This is a genomic window from Sedimenticola selenatireducens DSM 17993 (assembly GCF_000428045.1).
Classification (GTDB): domain Bacteria; phylum Pseudomonadota; class Gammaproteobacteria; order Chromatiales; family Chromatiaceae; genus Sedimenticola; species Sedimenticola selenatireducens.
Genome location: NZ_ATZE01000007.1, coordinates 225,483 through 241,838 on the forward strand (window position 1 = coordinate 225,483; position 16,356 = coordinate 241,838).

General features: G+C 52.8%; 13 protein-coding genes. 5 read left to right on the forward strand and 8 right to left on the reverse strand.

All coding sequences use genetic code 11. The features are described from left to right. Positions 1 to 8: 8 nt before the first annotated feature. Positions 9 to 2,135, reverse strand: coding sequence for an HDOD domain-containing protein (locus tag A3GO_RS0106550; protein ID WP_029132725.1), 2,127 nt, complete (start codon positions 2,133 to 2,135; stop codon positions 9 to 11). 158 nt (positions 2,136 to 2,293) lie between these two features. On the opposite strand from A3GO_RS0106550, the gene A3GO_RS22845 reads away from it, so the two are divergent. Continuing rightward, positions 2,294 to 3,454, forward strand: a complete 1,161-nt coding sequence (locus A3GO_RS22845) for a P-loop NTPase (RefSeq protein WP_051301900.1) — start codon at positions 2,294 to 2,296, stop codon at positions 3,452 to 3,454. A gap of 283 nt (positions 3,455 to 3,737) precedes the next feature. Further along, positions 3,738 to 4,817, forward strand: coding sequence for a zinc-binding metallopeptidase family protein (locus A3GO_RS0106560; RefSeq protein ID WP_029132726.1), 1,080 nt, complete (start codon positions 3,738 to 3,740; stop codon positions 4,815 to 4,817). A gap of 60 nt (positions 4,818 to 4,877) precedes the next feature. On the opposite strand, the gene A3GO_RS0106565 is transcribed toward A3GO_RS0106560, so the two are convergent. Next, a complete protein-coding gene (locus tag A3GO_RS0106565; RefSeq protein WP_029132727.1) occupies positions 4,878 to 5,609 on the reverse strand; it encodes a proteasome-type protease in 732 nt (243 codons plus the stop codon). A 138-nt stretch (positions 5,610 to 5,747) separates the two neighbouring features. Between A3GO_RS0106565 and A3GO_RS0106570 the strand changes: the two genes are divergently transcribed. Both A3GO_RS0106570 and A3GO_RS0106575 read left to right on the forward strand, forming a co-directional pair. After that, a complete protein-coding gene (locus A3GO_RS0106570) occupies positions 5,748 to 7,205 on the forward strand; it encodes a circularly permuted type 2 ATP-grasp protein (protein ID WP_029132728.1) in 1,458 nt (485 codons plus the stop codon). 1 nt (position 7,206) lies between these two features. Then, positions 7,207 to 8,127: an alpha-E domain-containing protein gene (locus tag A3GO_RS0106575; protein ID WP_029132729.1), complete on the forward strand. Its 921-nt coding sequence runs from the start codon at positions 7,207 to 7,209 to the stop codon at positions 8,125 to 8,127. Positions 8,128 to 8,140: 13 nt separating this feature from the next. Here A3GO_RS0106575 and A3GO_RS0106580 read toward each other — a convergent pair whose 3' ends face one another. The 6 genes from A3GO_RS0106580 to A3GO_RS22850 form a co-directional block, all read right to left on the reverse strand. Further along, complete coding sequence (locus A3GO_RS0106580; RefSeq protein ID WP_029132730.1) at positions 8,141 to 8,983, reverse strand: universal stress protein; 843 nt, start codon at positions 8,981 to 8,983, stop codon at positions 8,141 to 8,143. A 14-nt stretch (positions 8,984 to 8,997) separates the two neighbouring features. Then, complete coding sequence (locus tag A3GO_RS0106585) at positions 8,998 to 10,476, reverse strand: SulP family inorganic anion transporter (RefSeq protein WP_029132731.1); 1,479 nt, start codon at positions 10,474 to 10,476, stop codon at positions 8,998 to 9,000. A 951-nt stretch (positions 10,477 to 11,427) separates the two neighbouring features. Further along, entirely contained in the window at positions 11,428 to 12,267 is an 840-nt protein-coding gene (locus A3GO_RS0106590) for a class I SAM-dependent methyltransferase (protein ID WP_029132732.1), read from the reverse strand. Between the two features lie 128 nt (positions 12,268 to 12,395). Further along, complete coding sequence (locus A3GO_RS0106595; RefSeq protein ID WP_029132733.1) at positions 12,396 to 13,946, reverse strand: winged helix-turn-helix domain-containing protein; 1,551 nt, start codon at positions 13,944 to 13,946, stop codon at positions 12,396 to 12,398. A gap of 161 nt (positions 13,947 to 14,107) precedes the next feature. Then, a complete protein-coding gene (locus tag A3GO_RS25690; protein ID WP_084609851.1) occupies positions 14,108 to 14,518 on the reverse strand; it encodes a CZB domain-containing protein in 411 nt (136 codons plus the stop codon). A gap of 12 nt (positions 14,519 to 14,530) precedes the next feature. Then, positions 14,531 to 16,111: a bifunctional diguanylate cyclase/phosphodiesterase gene (locus A3GO_RS22850; protein ID WP_169720373.1), complete on the reverse strand. Its 1,581-nt coding sequence runs from the start codon at positions 16,109 to 16,111 to the stop codon at positions 14,531 to 14,533. A 76-nt stretch (positions 16,112 to 16,187) separates the two neighbouring features. On the opposite strand from A3GO_RS22850, the gene A3GO_RS25695 reads away from it, so the two are divergent. Next, a partial coding sequence (locus A3GO_RS25695) for a transposase (protein ID WP_211245085.1) occupies positions 16,188 to 16,356 on the forward strand: 169 nt, incomplete at its 3' end.

Sequence of the window (16,356 nt, forward strand, 5' to 3'; positions counted from 1 at the left end):
TCCCCTTGTTACTCGTCCCCTAAACGACGAGGTAGGTGGATGAAGAATTCAGTTCCACCCCCTGAGCGACCTCTACAGCTAATACTCCCTTTCAGCTCATCAATGAGGTTTTTTACAATGGTTAATCCTAAACCTGAGTGGTTATCGCCTTTTGTGCTATCTAACGGGGTAAACAGTTTACCCATGATATCCGGGGGAATACCAGGTCCGCTATCCGCAATGCTCAACTCGACGTATTCCCGTCCCCCGATATTGATATGGTCGTGCGTTCGGATCCAGATTTCTCCACCATCGGCCATCGCCTCGACAGCATTTTTTACCAGATTGGTGACCACCTGTTTGAGGCTTGCCCGGCTGATCTGAATGGCCGGCAGTTTCTTATCCAGTTCCACATGTTCGGTAATCTTGTGGGTCTGGAAGTAGGAGGCCTGAAATATCTCTACCAGATCGCCGATTACTTCGTTGATATCCACCGAGTAGGATGCAACGTGTTGAGGATCGCCGATATCGCGTAATCGCAAAGCAATATCACCAACCCGCTGAATCTCCTCTTTGATAATTTTCAGGTGGTCGGAAATAGAGGGATCTTCTTTAAATTTAGCAGAAAGTACATGCAGATAATTATTGATTATGCCCAGTGGGTTGTTGATTTCATGGACAATGCTTCTTGCTTCACGCTGGTGCCACTGACGCGTATTTTCTAGTAGATCCTCGGTTCTTCTTTCGATATCACGGTGTGTATGGATATTTCCCGCAGCGGTTGTTGCGAATAGAGGCAGGAAGCTTAAGTGGTGCGCTTGCTGATCCTGCTCCGGCTCAGGTAGTCCTACCGCAATCACTCCAATTCGATGCGAGCCGGTGATCAGTGGAATACAGAGCAGACATTCCCGCTCAAGGGTTCTGGCGAGTTGCCGGTCAATCAGTGAAGCGGGATTTGAACTCAGCGGTCTGATCGGTTCCTGGATTGTTCCTGCTATCAGTGCCTGGGCGATGCGACTCCGGCCTTCGGAAATAGGGATGTTGAATTCCGCAATCAGTGTGTTGCTGACGGCACGGGCAGCGACCCCCTTGAGATGCCGCTTTTCGGTATCAGCGAGGAACAGAATGCTGCGATCCATCCCGAACAGGATATTCAGTTCATCGAGGATCGACCTGAGGAACTCCTGTAAATCCTTTTCATTGCCCGGCTCCAGGTTGATGCCGCTAAGCAGGGCGAATTCACGCACCCGGCGGGCCAGTTCGAGTCGAACATCCTCGGTTTCAACCTGGACCTCAATTCGGCCTTCCACGCCTTTTTCAAGATGAATTCCGAGACCATCGGCCGCCTTATGAACCTGTTGCTCTATATCTTGTTTAAGACTGTCGACGACGGAGGGGGTCAAGCCAAACAGCAGCTCTGCTTCGGCATGGAGGATGTCGCTATCAATGCCCGGATCACTCAGCTTATGGGTGAAGTTGGTCAAGCGTACCAAACGCGGTGCTTCAAGCAGACGATCGGCCGGTTCATTCTGATAGAGCAGGGCATCGCTGAGGAAGGACTCCAGGTCCCATTCGCGCACCACCAGCGCACTGACTTCGTGATAAGCGGCGCCGAACAGTTCACGTTCATGCTCGGTGAGGCTCAGGTCGGAGTGAGGCTTGAGCAGCAGATCACCATAGGCTTCCGGTTGATTGTTGAGAAACACCAGTTGGCCGAGCTTGTGCAGCAAACCGGCCAGATAGGCCTCGTCGGGAAACTCATAGCTGGTCAATGTGGCCAGGGATCTGGCCGCATGGGCACACCAGAGTGATTTGTACCAGACCATACCAAGGCCCTTTCCGGCCTGGACATTGAACTGAGAGAAGAACTGATGCACCGCGGCGTTAATGGCGATGGTTTTAATGTTGTTCAGCCCCAATACCACCAGCAGCCGGTTGAAGTCCCTGTCATCGTTCCATTGTGCGTAGGCGGCGGAGTTGCAGACGGCGGTGATCTTGGCGGTGAGAGCGACATCCTGCTGAATTATTTCTGCCAGATCCTGAAAACTGACGTCGACTTGATGGCAGGCTTCGATTAATCTGAGCAATACCTGCGGGACAGAGGGAAGTCTGCCCAGATTGAGTTTTTCGATGCTGACAAGTGGTGCCTCATTCATGACATCACATCCTGCACCAATTATTAACCATAAGTCAATGACATAGAAAGGAATTCTGTACAATTTCTGGACAAATGAGAGCGACAAAAGCAACTATTCACGATACCTTTGGCGGATCAGTGGGAATAAAAAGCCAAAAATGTGATGCAATTAACAGAATGGTTGTGATCGCCAGCGGCAAAGGTGGTGTCGGTAAAAGTACGCTCTCCGCCAATCTCGGTGTTGCTTTAGGGCAGATGAAAAGGCGGGTCTGCCTGTTCGATGCGGATACCAATCTGGCGAATATCAATATCCTGTTTGGCATTAACCCCCTGCAAACGCTGCGCGAATATGTCAATGGACATAAGCGCCTTGACGAGATTCTGTTGCCGGTTTCCGACCACCTGCGGATCGTTCCAGCCGCCAGTGGAATCGCCGAGTTCCTTGAGTTGGTGCCCCAGCAGCAGGAGCGTCTGCTGAGTGGCCTGAGGGATATTGAGCGGCAAAATGATGTGATTCTGGTCGATTCGGCGGCTGGTGTTGGTACCGGTCAACTCAACTTCTTTCTGGCGGCCGCCTGTCCGGTGTTGGTCATTACGCCGGAGCCGACCTCACTGACGGATGCCTTTTCGTTCTTGAAGATGGCCAAGCGGTACGGATTCAGTGGAACTGCCTATATCGTGGTCAACATGGTATCTGATCTGCACGCCGCGAGAACCGCCTTCAAACGGTTTAAGCAGGCCACGGAACAGTATCTGCAGCTGCAGGTAGGCTATCTGGGTTACGTGCTGCAGGATCATCATGTTCAGGCTTCGATAAGGAAACAGCAGCCGGTTATGCTCAGCAAGCCGGAGTGTCTGGCCAGTCGCTGTATCCGTGTGATCGCCGAACGACTGATCCGGTTGCTGGAGAATCAAGGCCGGGATTCGGAGACGTTCAGCGACTATCTGCGTGAGATGAATCAACCCTTCGGAATCGGCTTGCAGCAAGCAGGGCAGAGTGCCCTGGATGAGGTCGCAGCGGATCAGGATGCCGATTGGCAAAAACAGGCCTTGTTTCATCTTCAAGTGATGGATAAGGACGTAGCCCGCGCGTTTATTCGGCGCGCCGTGAGCGAATGGACGATTAGGCATAATGCGGATGAAGCGGAGCTATTTTCAGATCTGGATCAAACCAGGCCCCAGGAGTCGGTATCCCGCCAGGCAACCGCGATACAGGGTGCTACCACTGCGGATAGCGTCAGGCCGTCACTTCACATCTTCCGGGATTCAGTTGCCAAGAGCCCATACGCGGCCGCCGTCCAGTTTGCCGAGCTGTTGGCTCGGGTTGAGAAGTGGTAACAAACCTGTAAAGAATCCGCCAGCAGGACATGGGAAAGACTCTGTCCCGGTTACGTACTCGCTGGTTTGGCCTGGCAGATCGCTCTGTAGATGCTCCCGATGTGAGATGTACTGAATAGATTCACTCCAGCAATGCATGACCTGACATTCAACAAGCAACCGGAATTTGGCCATCGGGTAAGATAGTCGGTGGGAGCCGTTTTCTTCATGGTTGCGCCCGTTTTGGCTGAACCTTGGGCAGCATTTAATATACTCTGGGCAATGTCGCGACTAGAATGGACTTATGAAAACCTACACCTGCCAGTGTGGTGCCCGTCTGCACTTTGAAAATTCCCTGTGCGTGAGTTGTGGACATGAGCTGGGATTTCTGCCGGACTTGCGCACGCTAACCGCACTCAAACCGGTCGGCGAAGCAGTTTGGCTGGCCATGGCTAACGATCGCCGTTATAGAAAATGCCGGAACTATGATCAACACCATGTCTGCAACTGGATGGTAGCGGAGGCGGACAGCCATGCTTACTGCTTCTCTTGCCGTCTCTCCGAGATTATTCCCGACCTGAGTAATCCGGATAATCTCAAGCTCTGGGGTTTGATCGAGCAGGCCAAACGACGACTGCTATACAGTCTGTTGTGGCTGGAGTTGCCCATTGTCAACCGGGAGGAGAATCCACAATTCGGCCTGGCCTTTCACTTGATGGAGGATCAGGGCTATTCCGAGTTCGCACAGGAAATGCCATTGCAGGATACGGTTTTTACCGGACATAAAAGCGGTGTTATCACCCTGAATATCGCCGAGGCGAATCCGGTAGCCCGCGAGCAGACACGCGCGCATGTGAATGAAAGTTACCGGACCCTGCTGGGTCACTTCCGGCATGAATCGGGGCACTACTACTGGGATGTCCTGCTGCGAAATTCACCGCATATCGAAGAGTTTCGCGCGCTGTTCGGCGATGAGCGTATCGGTTATGGTGACGTGATGCAGGGATACTACGCCAATGGCCCGGTGGCGAATTGGCAGACCAACTGGATCAGTGGCTACGCCAGCGCCCACTCCTGGGAGGATTGGGCAGAGACCTGGGCACATTATCTGCACATGATCGACAGCATGGAGACCGCCAACGATTACGGTTTTGATCTGGGTAATACCGGCCAGCATACAGCAAAGTCACAACAGTTCAATGCCGAGTATCTGTCATCGGTTTCTATCAATGATCTGGTGAATGAGTGGAGTAATTTTACCGTTGCCCTGAATGATATGAATCGCAGCATGGGATTGCCGGACGCCTATCCTTTTGTGTTGACTGACTTCATTATAAGAAAACTCGCCTTTGTGCATGCCATCGTGATCAGTAAAGGGCAGTAGAAGTCCGCGCGGCTTGCACGGATGCCCCACTCCACGGTTACTGTTCAGCGCGTGATTTTTTCATTCCCAGTCAAACTTTGGGAGGCGCGTAAACGCCCGTTTGAGTCCTTCATTCCACGATTTCTGCAGTGATTTGTAATAGGGTGAAGCGAGTTTCAGAGACGACTGTCTTGGCTCCTCCAGGCTGTCCCCGATATACATCGATAGTTCGAATGGCGGACCCACGGAAATATTGCTGCGCATGGTTGAATCCAGCGACACCAGTGCGCAGCGGGCTGCGTTGTTCAGCGATGAATCCATGGTAATCACGCGATCAAGTATGGGCTTGCCGTATTTGTTTTCTCCAATCTGCAGATAGGGTGTTTCAGCAGAGGCGCTGATGTAATTGCCTTCTGGATAGATCAGGTAAATGTCATGTTCCTGACCCTTTAGCTGACCGCCCAGGATAAAACTGGCACCGGCACTGCCGCCGCTTTTTTCGATCGCAGGGCCATGATGATGCTGCTCTTTCTGACTGAGATCACCGACATAGTCGGCGACATCGAAGAGATGCTTTGCCTTTAACAGATTGAACTTGGCCTTGGGGTCGTCAAGGTCACGCTGGACGGCGTTGACCACCGCTTGGGTTGTAGCCAGATTGCCCGCGGACAGCAGCACGATAATGCGGTCCCCGGCCCAGAAAAAACGGTGCATTTTAGAGCAGGTGCGAATGTAATCGACCCCGGCATTGCTACGTGAATCGGATGCAAACACAATGCCTTCATTGACACTGATTGCAAGACAGTAGGTCATTCTTTACTCCAGGCGGTAGGTCCAGATTGGACTAGAATAGTAACAGATACTCGGCTTTTACTAACGGGATTTCGCTTGGCCATCTCTCCTGAACTACGGTATGGTGGACAAAAGTGAGCAACTGATTGCAGACACTGTATGACTATTCGTTGGGGCAGTTACAAGGTAAAGGGGTTCTACGACGAACTGATTCGCGTAACCGGGAAACCGCGACCCGCGGCATTGGCGCTCTGCCAATATCTGCGGGATCTTTCAGACCAGGAGATTGAAGAGTACAAGTCAGCGTCCGAAATGGCCATCAGCGTCATGGGCATTACCTTTACGGTGTACAGTGAGGAAGAGGGCTCAATTGATCGGGCCTGGCCGTTCGATATTATCCCCCGCATTATCCCCAAGTCGGAATGGACCCAGGTGGAAACCGGGCTCAAGCAGCGGGTTCGGGCACTCAACTGTTTCATTGATGACATCTACCACGACCAGAATATCGTTAAGGCAGGGCTGTTTCCCGCTGGTCTGCTGGAGAACTCCGTCAACTTCCGCAAACAGTGTATCGGCATTGATCCGCCGGGTGGCATCTGGGCACACATCTGTGGCTCTGATCTGGTGCGGGATAAAGATGGTGTCATCTATGTGCTGGAGGATAATCTGCGGGTTCCTTCCGGTGTATCCTACATGTTGGAAAACCGTCAGGTAATGAAGCGGGTGTTTCCCGATCTGTTCGAGAACCAGAATATACTTCCGGTTGACGATTATCCCTCCAAGCTTTACGACATGCTCGCCGCACTGTCTCCTCGGGAAACCGAACGGCCGGAAATTGTTGTACTCACCCCCGGTATTTATAACTCGGCCTATTTTGAACACGCTTATCTTGCCCAGCAAATGGGTGCCGAGTTGGTGGAGGGCGGTGATCTGCTGGTGGAGAAAGACAATTGCGTCTATATGCGCACGGTCGATGGCTTGTCGCGGGTTGACGTGATCTACCGGCGTATCGATGACCTGTTCCTGGATCCGGAGGTGTTTCATCCAGACTCCTATCTGGGGGTGCCGGGACTGATCCGTGCCTGGAAGGCAGGCAATGTTGCCCTGGCCAATGCGCCCGGTGCGGGTGTAGCCGATGACAAGGTGGTTTACGCGTTTGTCCCGGAGTTTATTCGCTACTATCTTGATGAGGAGCCTCTGGTCGGCAACGTACCTACCTATAAATGTGTGGATAAGAAGGATAAGGATTACGTGCTGGAGCATATCGGGGAACTGGTGGTGAAACCGGCTAATGAGTCAGGCGGTTACGGGATGTTGATTGGCCCGCATGCCACCGCTAAGGAGCGGGAGCAGTTTAAAAAACTGATACGCAAGGATCCGCGTAACTATATTGCACAGCCCATGCTGACCCTGTCCACGGCACCAACCCTGGTCAATAACCGGGCCGAACCGCGGCATCTTGATCTGCGACCATTTATTCTCAGTTCACCAAATGATGTTTATGTCACGACCGGAGGCCTGACCCGCGTCGCATTGCGCAAGGGTTCTATTGTCGTAAACTCATCCCAGGGTGGCGGCAGCAAGGATACCTGGATCGTGGACGACGAGGGGAGCTAGCATGCTGTCACGGGTGGCTGAAAACATCTACTGGATGGCCAGGTACATTGAACGTGCGGAAAATACCGCGCGCCTTATCATGGTCAACACCAATCTGTTGCTGGATTTGCCCAAGGGTCTGCAACCGGGTTGGCAGCCGATTATCGAGATCCTCGGAACAGAGGAGTATTTTCTTCAACACTATGAAGAATTCAACGAGCGCTCTGTACTCAAGTTTCTGATTGCCGATCCCCAGAGTCCCAGTTCAATACTGCATTCACTGCGATTGGCACGGGAAAACGCCCGCACCATCCGCGATATTATTCCGCGTGAAGCCTGGGAGCAGGTCAATGACCTGTATCTGATGGCGAAGGGTAATGCGACCAGTGGCTACTCAAAAAAAGGCCGCTACGACTACCTGAAGCACATAGTCCTGGGAGCCCAGACCATTACCGGCCTGCTGGCCGGAACCATGCTGCATGATGTCGGCTACGATTTTCTGCGCATGGGGCGCAATCTGGAACGGGCCGAGATGACCACGCGCATTATTGATGTACGTTCCGCCAATCTGCTGGAAGAGCACGAAGGGCTGACGCCGTTTGAAAACATCCAGTGGATGAGCGTGCTCAAATCCCTTACCGCCTATCAGATGTACCGCCGCAATATTCAGGTTCGGGTCAGACGCAAGGATGTGCTCAAGTTTCTGCTCAAGGATAAGAAGTTTCCCCGCTCGTTTTTTCACACTTTGCTGGAAGTGAAAAGCTGTCTGCAGAATCTGCCGCGCAATGAGGCGTCAATTGCACTACTGAACGAAGTTGGAAAAAAGGTGTTGCGTGCCGATCAGGCGATCCTGCAACAGGATGAACTGCACCGCTTTATCGATGAGCTGCAAGTCGGACTGGCCGAACTGAACCAGTCAATTACCCAGACCTATTTCCAGTGACGGCGGTATCGGCCTAGCGCAGCAGCAGTACCGGTACAGATGCATTGCGAATCACGCTGGTGGTGGTGCTTCCCACCAGGAAACGGCGAATCACCGAATGGCCGTAAGCGCCCATTATCAGCAGGTCGATAGCATGGTCTGACCGGTAGTCGCACAGCACCCGTTCAACTTCGCCATCTATAATACGGGCTTCGGTCTTGAAGCCGGCATCCTCAAGGGTCGATGTTGCCCAGGCGAGCTGTTCACGTGCCGTGTCACTCTCCACACCCACCATCACCAGGTGACAGGGCAGGCCACGAAACAGCGGGCTGCTGGCAACCATCTCCACTCCTTTGCGAGTGGTGGGGCTGCCGTCAAAGGCGAGCATTACCCGTTCGGGTGCCTTGAAACTGGCGGTGGTGATGAGGATCGGGCGGTGCAGGGTACGCACCACGTTTTCCAGGCGACTACCGATGTGCTGACTCAAGTGATCTTCATGTTTGCCCAACACCAACAGACGAATATCCGTCTCCATCTCGATCAGCGTCTCTACCAGGCTGCCGTGACGCTGCCGACTCCCAGGGTTCTCGATGCCCTGGGCAATGGCGCGTTGCCTGGCGGCATCCAGCATCAGTTTTCCCTGCTCCAGGGCCAGTTTACCGCGCTGCTCGTCCAGTGCGGCCAGCTCAACCAGCAGGGCTTCCCGGCTGCCCAGACCGATATTACCGCTGAGATTGCTCTCGGTCGGATACTCTGATTTATCCAGTACATGAAGAAATTCCAACGGGGCATTGAAACGCAGGCTGGCCCAGACGGCATAATCACAAACTGCCGGGGAGATGTTGGTGCCGTCGATACAGGCAATCACTTGGGTCATCGTCTACTCCTCGTTCAATGGCTCATCAGCTTTTCTATGGCAGCCGGATTGTCATGCACGGCGAATCGGTCGACCACGGTGGCACTGGCCTCGTTGAGTCCGATCAGTTCCACCGCTGTACCTTCACGGCGGAACTTGAGTACCACCTTGTCCAGTGCCGCCACCGCCGTGATATCCCAGAAGTGCGCCTGATACAGATCGATGACTACTTTATCCACTACTTCTTTGAAGTCAAAGAACTCGACGAACTTTTCCGCCGAGGCGAAGAATACCTGGCCCACCACCCGGTAGGTGCGCAGCGTACCATCCTCACTGAGTTCTGATCGCACATGCTTGAACCGGGCTACTTTATTGGCGAAGAACATGGCAGCGAGCAGTACCCCGACGAATACCCCAAAAGCCAGATTGTGGGTGGCCACCACCACCAGCACGGTGCTGGTCATGACGATATTGGTGCTCAGTGGATGCTTCTTCAGGTTGCGCAGCGACTCCCAGCTGAAGGTACCGATTGAGACCATGATCATCACCGCTACCAGTGCGGCCATCGGGATACGCGCCACCCAATCACCCAGAAACACAACCATCAACAACAGCACCACACCCGCTGTCAGGGTTGACAGGCGTGTGCGGCCACCGGATTTCACATTGATCACCGACTGACCGATCATGGCGCATCCCGCCATGCCACCCAGCATGCCGGAGGCGATGTTGGCCACCCCCTGTCCCTTGCACTCGCGATTCTTATCGCTGCCGGTATCCGTCAGGTCATCGATGATGGTGGCCGTCATCAGTGATTCCAGCAGTCCGACTACCGCCAGGGAGACCGAATAGGGGAAGATGATAGTCAGGGTTTCAAACGTCAGCGGTACATCCGGCCAGAGAAAAACCGGCAGCGTATCGGGTAATTCACCCATGTCACCCACGGTGCGAATATCCAGATCCAGTCCGATGGCAATGGCAGTCAGCACCACAATGGTGACCAGCGGAGAGGGGATGGCACGGGTGAGGTAAGGAAACAGATAGATAATGGCGAGGCCACCGGCCGTCATGGCATAGACATGCCAGGTCACGCCGGTCAATTCCGGCAGCTGGGCCATGAAGATGAGGATAGCCAGGGCATTGACAAAGCCGGTCACCACCGAGCGTGAGACAAAGCGCATCAACGAACCCAGCTTCAGGTAGCCGGCACCGATCTGCAGCAAGCCAGTCAGCAGTGTTGCTGCCAGCAGGTATTCCAGTCCATGCTCCCGGACCAGGGTCACCATCAGCAGTGCCATGGCGCCGGTGGCGGCCGAGATCATGCCCGGTCGTCCGCCGGTAAAGGCGATCACCACGGCAATACAGAAGGAGGCATACAGGCCTACCTTTGGGTCAACCCCGGCGATGATGGAGAAGGCGATTGCCTCCGGGATCAGCGCCAGTGCCACCACGAGACCAGCCAGCAAATCACCGCGGATATTGCTGAGCCAGCTATTTCTGAACGATACAACCATAAACAACTTCCAAAACAGTGATCGACTGAATTCTGCGAGCAGCGTCCCGGCCTGCCGTCTGGTTCAATGCTCATGCCATATTTCATGCTGCGAGCAACATCGGTCCAAGGCCGTCAAAGGACGCTGGAGTATCGGCTGGTTTTTAAATCAACGGGGTAGGGGGTGGACTACAATCCCATGCTTTGATAGGCGGTGTAGGCGGAGTGATCCCGGGTTCGCGAACTGATTTTTGATCCTGCAGACTGCTCTGTGTGACTGAAGGGGCGCGATGCTAGCACAGTTCAAGGATGGGTGCATCCTGGGTTCCGGACGAGAGTGGCAGACCGACGCATGTCACAATTAACGCTATAGTTGATTGTAACCCATCGTTTCCGCTCAATTTATCCTGATGCTGACGGGGTTGAAGCTTGTACCGCTCAGAACAAACGGATATCGGCCGATAGGAGGTAGGGAGATGCGCGCGGCGACTTATGATGTGCATAGTGTAATTACGGGCAGACACCTGATGCAGTGGGGGCCAGGTGTTTTGATGGTCATCACGCTGACCGGCTGCTTCCATACCACCCCAACAGGCACCACGGCGACGATTCCCAACTGTAGCGGAGCGGGATGCTGCTGCAACTCACCAATAGAGCACTACAATCCGTCTGCGGGCAGTTGGCCTGATTGTGCCACGGGCTTCACCTGCAAGGGGATGCAGCCGGGCGGTGTGGTTCACCCCGCCGGTTTCCGTGTGGATGTCAATGTCTGCCAGGTAAATGGGGCGCCTCTGACGGCCCCGTTGATGATCAAACCGGGAGAGCCATCTTTTTGCCGTACTGATTTATAGCATTGTGTGGGGGCGTCGTGTGGGCCGCCGAGTGTGTGGCGCCGACCTTGGATATGTTCATGAACGATTCTCCTCGTGGGTGACCCGCAACCCGGGTGAGGGCTGCGGTCACCCGCCACGACTTAGCGAATGATGACTACTTCGAGATAATCGGATGGCACCACCATCGGCCCTCTTGCCGCCCGGTTGTGCGTGGCGATCAGTTGCATGATGTCATCTCGCAGTGATGCACCTGCCTGGTCGTCCAGGGCCTCAAAGGCCTTCAACATCGGACCGTAGAACTTGCTGAAGACGTCGAGCCAATGTTCCGGCGAGTTATAGCGGAACATGAACTGGCGCGGCCTCGCGTGGATATCGGATACCCGTGAACCGAAATGTGTATCCAGAAAACTCTGCGTGCCCCAGGTAGCTGGAGAGTTGATCCCGGCAGGCGGCGGCAGATAACGCCCGATAACCTTGAAAAGCTGGCCGATGAATCCATCCGGTGTCCAGTTGGCCAAGCCGATCTTTCCACCGGGTTTGCAGGCACGTAGCAGCTCGCTGGCGGCCTGAGGCTGGTTTGGAGTGAACATCACGCCGAAAGTGGAGACGACGTTATCGAAAGCCGCATCGGCAAACGGCAGATCCTCTGCATCGGCCTCCCGGTAATCGATGGCGAGGCCATCGGCAGCGGCGCGACGTCTCGATTGATCCAAGAGGGAGGGCACATAGTCGGTCGATACGACTTTGCAGAAACGGCGTGCGGCGGCCAGGGAAACATTGCCATTGCCGCTGGCGACATCGAGCACGGTTTGCCCGGCGTACAGGTCCATGGATTCACAGAGCAGTTCGCCGGTGATCTGTAGGGTGACCCCGACTCGGCCGTAGTCGCCAGCTCCCCAAGTAGTCTGCTGCTTGGTCTTGATGGCGTTGTAGTCGGGCATGGTGGCAGTGGTAGAGCTAGTCGCGGTTTGAATATTCATCTCCAGTGCAGTTGGGTCGGTTACAGCCGACACAAGGAGAGTGTCTGGCTGTCAGGAGATAGCTTAGGTATGGACCCTGTATGGTGCTTGAGGAGAACTTGTGATTTTCTGGGGGAATGGGTGAGGGTTCAGAAATTGCCCGTCGTGGGGCGTCGGAGCTTAAGCAACGCTTCGCCCAAATCCCGGCCGAGCAGGGAGTGCACTTGCAGCCGCGACAGATCCGGCTTGATGCGATAGGCATCCTCCAGTGCGGCGTGCGCCTGCTGATTTTCGTTCCGTGCGAGATAGGCACCGGCAAGCACCACGCGCGCCATAAAGTTGCGGTCGTCACGTTGGCAGGCGAGTTGGCCCTGGTGCAGGGCATCTTCATAGTCGCCGGACAGCAGCAGGCCGGCCGTCAATACCGAGCCCCAGATCGATAGGCGACTGTCGAGTGGGCTGATCGCAATGCCGTGGCGTATATGGGCGATGCCCTCGTCGAGCCGCTGGTGCAGAATGCACGCGGCACCCAGCGCAGCCCAGGCTTGGGCGTTGGCCGGATTGAGTTCGATGGCATTGCGCAGAATTGGCAGTGCGCGATCGGGCTGCCCGATATCTGCCAGGGCGCAACCGGAGTAACCGAGCACTGTGGAGTCCAAGCTGTCCAGTTCCAATGACATTTCGGCTGCCTTGAGTGCCTCGTGCTTGGCCTGTTCGCGATCTTTCAATAGTCCAACACGGTGGCCGAATCCGAGTACTAAGGACAGTAAAGATGGTGCGAGCGCAAATTCAGGCTCACACTGCCAGCTCCGGCGAAGGATTTCTGCTGCTTGGGCAAAGGAATCGTGATGCCAACCCTTGAGGGCGAGCATCGAGCTCGCCTCCAGAAACAGTGAGCGGCCGTTCTCTTCATTGTCCACGGAACCAACCAGGCGTGCGATGGCGCGATAGAGTTGCGGTTCTAATTTGGCGGTAATTGCGACCACCCCCTCCTGCAATGCGGCACCAACCGATCCCGAAACAACGAACCGTTCGGACCACAATCTAAACCCTGTCCGCGCATCGGCTAGTCCCACATTGATGTGATGACGCCCCTCCACCAACTGCACACTGGATTCCAGCACAAAATTTACGCCGAGGTCTTCGTGTATTTGCCGCGCGCTGGGTGTGACCTCCAGGTCAGCATAGCGGTGGGTGCGTGCGCTGAGCCGCAGCAGCGGTATACGCGTCAGGATCGCAAGCAGTTCCATCGTCAGTCCGCTGGCGAGCTGAATCGATTCAGGTTGATCGGACAGTGGTCGGAACGGAAGCACCAATAGGGATGGATCATCGTTGCGATCTGAAGCGGCAGTTTTGGAAGGTTGCCCGGAAATCTCATTAGTAGCCGGGGCGTCGCGGATCACCCCTGCGTAAAAGCGGAATCCACGCCCGCGCACCGTTTGAATGTAACGCTGGGCAGCGCCGCTGTCGCCGATCGCCTTGCGTGCGCTCTTGATACAGGTAGATATGGTGGCATCAGATACGAATCGACCGTTCCAGAGCAATTCGACCAATTGCTCGCGACTGAATACCTGGTTGGGGTGTTGGGCAAAATGCGCGATCAAGTCGAATACCTTGGGTTCCAACTTGCATGGTTGATCGTTTCGGCGCAGCTCGTAACGCGTTGTGTCAATGACAAAGTCGTCGAAACTGAGCCGCATGGTCTATTCGGTCCTTTGAAATGGAGAGAAAAGTGGTGTGTCGAATTCGTTAAGAAAAGAGTAGTAGCGTTTCTTGTAAAATTCCACGGCTCCAAACTTCCTATAACAGTGGTTCCTTTTTTGAAAATACTATTGAAATGACACGGAATTACTAACACCCACTACATTAATTTACCCAGATTAGCGATTAAAGCATCTTGTAGCACGTACAACTCAGCCATGCTTTTCGTGGCCTCTTCATGTTTTCCGGATCTATGCTGACCACAGATATTTGAGCCTAGTGAATGAACTTTATTGTGCAATTCCTTAATGCATGTAAATGCATCATTATCGCTATAAAATATTTTTCCTTCATTGTTTTGCCATTGAGCGAATCGACAGTTGTCTACCGCTAATGCAGGTGGGCAATCTTTTTTATCTTCCAGATAGTCGTTGATATTTCGAACCCATGCTCGATGCTCTATTTCTGCGAAAATCAGAGATTGATGCTCATGACTTATGCGCTTCTGTTGTGTCCAGCTTGTGTGTGGACGCCACTCTGAAATCCACATGGGTATTTCAGATGCAGGCATAGGTAACCCTATTCAGTATCCTTGAGCTAACGTGCACCCCAGTTTTAACAGTAACTGACCATGCTGAACCGTTTCTACACCCTCTGCAATTACATTACGCCTGAATGCTGCAGACATGCTTAATACGCCCTCAAGAATAGCTAGGTCGTCAGAATCATAGAGCATGTCGCGTACAAAGGTTCGATCAATTTTTAAATACGAAGCAGGGAGGTGCTTAAGATAGGTCAATGAAGAATATCCAGTTCCAAAGTCATCAAGAGCAAAACTCACTCCAATGGATTTACATTCATGCATTACTTTCGATACTTGGAACACATCCTCTAGAGCACTTGTTTCAAGTACTTCTAATTCAAGGCGATCGTTAGGAACATCGGGATGCTTTTCTAGCAATTGTGATAAATGTTCAACAAAATCAGGTTGTTGTAGGTGGTAAGCGCCAATATTGACGCTAACGGAAATATTCAGTCCCAGTGATTGCCAAATAGATATTTGTGAGAGTGCTGTGTTAATAACCCATTCGTCAAGAACCAGTGAAAAAGGTTGATCTTCTATTGCTGGTAAAAAGTCGTTGGGGTATATCAATCCCCGGTCTGGATGTTGCCAACGTATCAGTGCTTCGACACCAATAACTTCACCCGTATGCATGTTGACTTTTGGTTGATAGTGAAGAACAAATTCTTGATGATCTAACGCTTGGTAGATGCGTTCTAGGCTTTCATGACGGCCACGAAGAGTCCTATCCATTGCAGAATCGAATATGTAATAGCGGTTCTTTCCCTCAAGTTTAGCTTGATACATTGCCTGATCAGCTTGGCGCAATAATTGATCAGCATTAGTGTCTTCCGTTTGCGGATAAAAAGTAACACCTAAGCTACCTGATACTTGCAGGCTCAACTCACCCGCGTGAATTGGTTGCGCTGTTATCTGTAATATACGGTGGATATGCGAGAGGTGCTCAGATGAATCTTTCACATCATTAAGAACGAAAACAAATTCGTCGCCACCAAGACGGGCAATGGTATCTCCTTTCCTCAGAATCTTTTTCAGTCGTTTAGATAGTGTAACCAGGAGGCGGTCACCAGTGTCATGACCATAACAATCGTTTACATCTTTGAAACCGTCCAGGTCTAAATAGATTACAGCCAGTTTATTTTTAAGCCGTTGGGTTTGTATCATGGCCTGTTGAAGACGATCGGCCAGTAATACTCTATTCGGAAGGTTAGTCAAAATATCGTGATGGGCAATATGTTCAAGCTGTTTCTGGTGTTCCTTCTGCTCTGTAATATCCGTGCACACACAAACCCACTTATAGGGTCGACCATCATCGTCTAGAAGAGGAATGCCGTTGTTACTCCAATAGCGATACGAGCCATCGCTATGCCTGACTCTGAACTGGTTGTGAATCTGTGAAGTACCTCTTTGATAATGTTCTACTGTAGCAATAAAAACCGGAATATCATTTGGGTGGATAGATTGAGCCCATAGGTTTTGATCTTTCGATAATGTTCCCGCTTTATATCCAAGAATTCTATCAATATCACCAAACCACTCTAGACAAATATAAGAGACCCCCCAGCTTTGCTGGGGAGGCATTAGCAGTTTGACAGTAACGGGAGTCTCATAGTAACTCCAAAGCGTGAGCCGCCAAGCAACACGCAAAGGAGAAACCATGAGACGAGTAGAAAGTTTAAGTCACACGAGGTGGGAGTGTAAGTACCATATCGTGTTCATCCCGAAATATCGTAGGAAAGTGCTTTTTGGCCAAATACGCAAAGAGCTTGGTGAAGTATTTCATCGATTGGCAAAGCAAAAGGAGAGTCTGATCGAAGAAGGTCATA